This window comes from Lacisediminimonas sp. (assembly GCF_030645335.1).
Classification (GTDB): Bacteria; Pseudomonadota; Gammaproteobacteria; order Burkholderiales; family Burkholderiaceae_D; genus Lacisediminimonas.
Genome location: NZ_JAUSNH010000205.1, coordinates 1 through 4,412, shown reverse-complemented (window position 1 = coordinate 4,412; position 4,412 = coordinate 1). Strand labels below are relative to the sequence as shown.

2 protein-coding genes are annotated in these 4,412 nt (G+C 63.3%); both read right to left on the bottom strand.

What is annotated here, in order from left to right:
- Positions 1 to 84: 84 nt before the first annotated feature.
- The gene (locus Q7T64_RS14350) at positions 85 to 1,953 is read right to left on the bottom strand and encodes a glycoside hydrolase family 2 protein (protein WP_304797085.1); all 1,869 of its coding nucleotides are present in this window, start codon (positions 1,951 to 1,953) and stop codon (positions 85 to 87) included.
- A gap of 138 nt (positions 1,954 to 2,091) precedes the next feature.
- On the bottom strand, positions 2,092 to 4,203 hold the full coding sequence (locus Q7T64_RS14345) for a sugar nucleotide-binding protein (protein WP_304797083.1): 2,112 nt from the start codon (positions 4,201 to 4,203) through the stop codon (positions 2,092 to 2,094).
- Between the last annotated feature and the right edge of the window lie 209 nt (positions 4,204 to 4,412).

The following is a 4,412-nucleotide window of genomic DNA, read 5'->3' as shown; positions in this document are numbered from 1 at the left end:
ACCCACGACCCCTTGGTTCGTAGCCAAGTACTCTATCCAGCTGAGCTACAGCCGCGAAAAACAAAATTATAGCACTGGTTCAACTCACATGGGAAGCCTCTCCGTGAGGCTTACTTGTTCGGGCCCCGGCAAGGCGGCCTGCTCCTGCCCGGCGCAGCCGGTAATTTCCGCCGGCGGCCCGGTACGGCTGATATTGGCTGTGGCGGCGGCGATCTGCTCCAAAGGTATCTTTGGGGTGCGGTCGGCATACAGCAAACCATTTGCTTCCTGGAACGTGTCGGCAAACTGCGTGTAGCAAAATCCGCTGAAAATTGCCGTTTTGTTGACCACTTCAAGCAACCGGGTATAAATCCGGGCAAATTCCTGTTCGTCGCGCGCCATGGAATAGCCCCAGTTCTTTTTCGCTTCCTCGCTGGTCGGGTTGCGGGTGAAGGCAATCCCGCCGAATTCGGTCAGCACGATCGGCTGGCCGCGGTGCGGATAGCCGTCCAGCGTCAGGATGCGCCCGCCGGGACGGCGGCGATCAAACAGTTCCTGCGTGCCGCTGGCGACATAACGCGCCTCCAGCGTGACCGGATTGCAGTCATAGTCGTGAATGCCGAGCAAGTCGGTGGCTGATGCTTCCCAGCCGTCATTGCCAATCACGGGGCGGGTTGAATCCAGCGTGCGCGTCAGGTGGTACAAGGCTTCGACCGCATTGCGATGGGCCTGGGTCGAGGTCAGGTTGGGCACGCCCCAGGATTCATTGAACGGCACCCAGACAATGATGCAGGGGTGACTGTAGTCGCGGTCGATGACCTCTATCCATTCCCGCACCAGCCGCGTCACCGCGAGCGGGCTGAAGCGATAGGCGGAGGGCATTTCCTCCCACACCAGCAGCCCCAGCTTGTCGGCCCAGTACAGGTAGCGCGGGTCTTCGATTTTCTGGTGCTTGCGCACGCCATTGAATCCCATCGCCTTGGCCAGTTCGACGTCGCGACGCAGGGCATCGTCATTTGGCGCCGTCAGCAGGGTGTCCGGCCAATAGCCCTGGTCCAGCACCAGCCGCAACTGGTAGGGGCGGCCGTTGAGCATGAAGCGGTCGCGGTTGATCGCCACCGAGCGCAAGGCGGTGTAGGAGCGCACACGATCGAGTATCCGGCCGTCCTGGCGCAGGATGATTTCGGCATCCAGCAAGGTCGGCCGTTCCGGGCTCCACAACAATTCATTGCGTGAATCGTCGATGCCTGGGTCCGACAGCGCGATCTTTCGAAGCGCTTCGCCGCCAATCACCGCATAGCTGTCGTTGGCCAATACCTTTCCACCATGGGTAATGCGGACTTCCACGGTCAAATCGCAGCCGTAATCGCCTTCGACCAGCGTTTCACAGCCAATTTCAAAGCCGTCGAAATGCGGCGTCCAGCGCAGCTTGCGGATGTGGGTGCGGGGCACCGTTTCCAGCCATACGGCCTGCCAGATGCCGGTGGTGCGCGGGTACCAGATCGAATGCGGTTCAAGCTGCCAGTCCTGCTTGCCGCGCGGCTTGGCCAGGTCATGCGGATCGTCTTCCGCCCGCACGGTGATGGTCTGGGGTCCGCCTGCTTTCAGCGCATGACTGATCTCGGCCGAAAACGAGGAGTGCCCGCCTTCGTGCTCCGCCACCAGCACACCGTTGACCCACACCTCGGCACGATAATCGACTGCGCCAAAGTGCAGCATGCACAGCGCGTCGGATGGCTCGATGTCGAATTGGCGCTCATACCAGCAACTCAGGTGAAAGCCGCGGTCGCCCACGCCACTGGCTTGCGATTCCGGCGGATAGGGCACGGTGATCTGATGCGTCCAGGCGATGTCGTCGCCCGGCCTGCGGTAGCGGCGCTCATCATCGTAGGTGAAATTCCACGATCCGTTCAACGACTGCCAGGTGTCGCGCACCAGCTGCGGCCTTGGATAGGCGTGGGCGTTTTCGGTCATGTGGATTCCTTGTTTCGATTGATCAGGCGTCGTGCTTGCCATGTTGGAGTGTCCCGGCCCGCTTGCTGTTCCCTGTGTCGCACTCGTGATGCGGGCCCTTGTGTCCGTATCGGCTTCGGTCCTGGCCAGCCTGTTTGCCTACATCGCGCCCCTGATGGCCGCGCGTTGTTGCGCTTGTCCGGTGTGCCAGGGCACCGTGCATTCGCGAATGAAGCGCGACAGTGCGTGCTCGATGGGCGGCAGCATCAGCCCTCTTTCGCTCGACAGCGCCGTGACCCGTGGGGCAGCCTGGGCGCAGCGCGCCAGCAGGCTGCGTTGCAGGCCGGCTTCCGCCGCGGCCCGGTCAGCCAGTTCATGCCAGGACAGGAGTCCGCGATTGGCCAGGTGCCAGATGCCACTGGCCTGGTCAATCAGCAGGTCGAGGCTGGCGTGAACCAGGTCGGGCACATAGGTCGGCGATACATGCAGGTTGTCGCTGGCTTCAAAGCGGCGCCCGGCGGCCAGTTCGCGCAGCACTGCATGGACGAAGTTATACGAGTCCCATGGTCCGAAGAAGGCGCTGGTGCGCACCACCAGCGCCTGGTCCCAGGCTTGCAGCACCCGGCGTTCGGCTTCGGCCTTGCTGTTGCCATAGACGCAGGTCGGGCTGGGTTCGTCGCTTTCCATGTAGGCGCGGCCAAGCTGGCCGTTGAATACCAGGTCCGATGAGAAAGTCACCATCGGAATGCCGCGCCGGGCGCAGGCACGCGCCAGGATTTCGGCGCCGCTGGCGTTTTCGCGATAGCAACGTTCGGCATTGCTTGCCGCTTCCGCGACACGCACAAAGCCTGCGGTGTTGATGACGGCCCAAGGGCGATGCGCATCCAGCGCCGCTTCGACCGAGTCGGGGTCGGCGATGTCCATGCCGGATCGCCCCAGCAGCACATGGTCCAGCCCGCGCTGTTCGCAGATCGTTGAAAATGCGCGCCCCAGGGTGCCGGTGCGGCCGGTGATCGCCAATTGCTGCGGTGGTCTACCAGGCGCCAGCGCCAGTGCCGGTGCATGCGGCCGGTAATGCCGGCTGTCACGCCGCCACCAGCCTTCCCGCTGCAGCACCGGATGATCGTAATCGCCATCGAGCGCCAGTGCGCGCGTCGCCTGTCCCAGCGCGGTCAGGCGCAAGCTGTCGTCGCGCACGTCGAACGCGCCTGGTTCATACGCGCCATTGCGCTGGACCAACAGGCTGCTCCAGTCCATTGCCCCCAACAGCGCCCAAACGGTCACTGCGCGCATGTCGACGCCCTCCTCGCGCAGCTGCTGCGCCGCGCGCCACACTTGCAGCAGCCAGCGCACCTGCTCGTCCCGGGTGCAGCCATGATGGACTTCGGTCACCGCCAGCGGCAGGCGGTACCGCTCCCATGCTTCGCGCAGGCGCTCGCCAGGACCAACCTCGCCGTCGAGTCCGGCAATCCGTACCGCCTCAACGTCCGCATAGCAGTGTCGGCCGTTGCCGGCGGCGTGATGCGCCGGATAATGCGCTACGTTCTCATCAAGAAAGCGTTCGCTGGTCAAGTAATGGTTGATGCCGACAATGTCCGGTACGCACGGCGACCGGGTGAAGACGTCCATCGCCGCCTGGTCCAGGCCGGCATCGAGGAAAGCCTGGTACCAGTCGTGGGAGCGGTCGATGCGTCCGCACAGCAAGTCCAGGCTCAGCCAGCGGCGCTGGTTCTCATAAACGGCCTGGTATTGCAGCAAGGGCGTGCTGAAAACCTTGCCCAGGTCTTCGGTCTGCACCAGTTCGGCATCCGGTATCACTTCGCGGATCGCGCGCATGGACAGCCATGTCGCGTTGCACTGGTTGTACAGGCAACGCAGGAAGCTTGCCGTGTCCTGCGTGTGCGGATACCAATGACCGTAGAGTCCCGAAAAGCGTGCCGTGGTCAACGGCTCATTGACTGGCGTAAAGCGCTTGATCCACGGGTAGCGGCGTGCGACGCGGCCCGCGTGCAGCGCGACCTGGGCGCCGAAGCCGGGATCGAGCAGGTCCGTGTAGCGCGGACCGCTGCCGTGATGGATCAATCCGGCGATCGGTGCAATGCCAAGCCGGCGCAGCTTGTCCAGCGCATGGTCGTGCCAGCGCCAGTCGCACTGTTGCGGACTGTCGGGCGAGATCGCTTCCATCAACACGGGAAAGCGCAAAGTGCGGATACCAAGCCCGGCAATTGCCTCCAGGTCATTGGGCCGGCGCAGATGGCCGGTTTCGTCCAATTGGTCGCGGAATTCGTTTCCGATGCGAACAAACGTGCACTCTATCCCTCCCCAAACCTGTAACCCGCTCGCCGCAGTGCCGGCCTCGGCGGCCGTCTGCGCATGATGTCGAGGCGAAGAGCTGTGTTGTTCCAAGTCCATTTTCGCCGTGGTTGTTCCGGGGTTGCCGGCAGCCAGCAGATGTCAGCAATGCCGGCTGCGCAAGCGTG

What these genes read in the sequence shown, in the direction of transcription:
- Q7T64_RS14350 (WP_304797085.1), bottom strand. Translation starts at nt 1,953, where the DNA reads ATGACCGAAAACGCCCACGCCTATCCAAGGCCGCAGCTGGTGCGCGAC.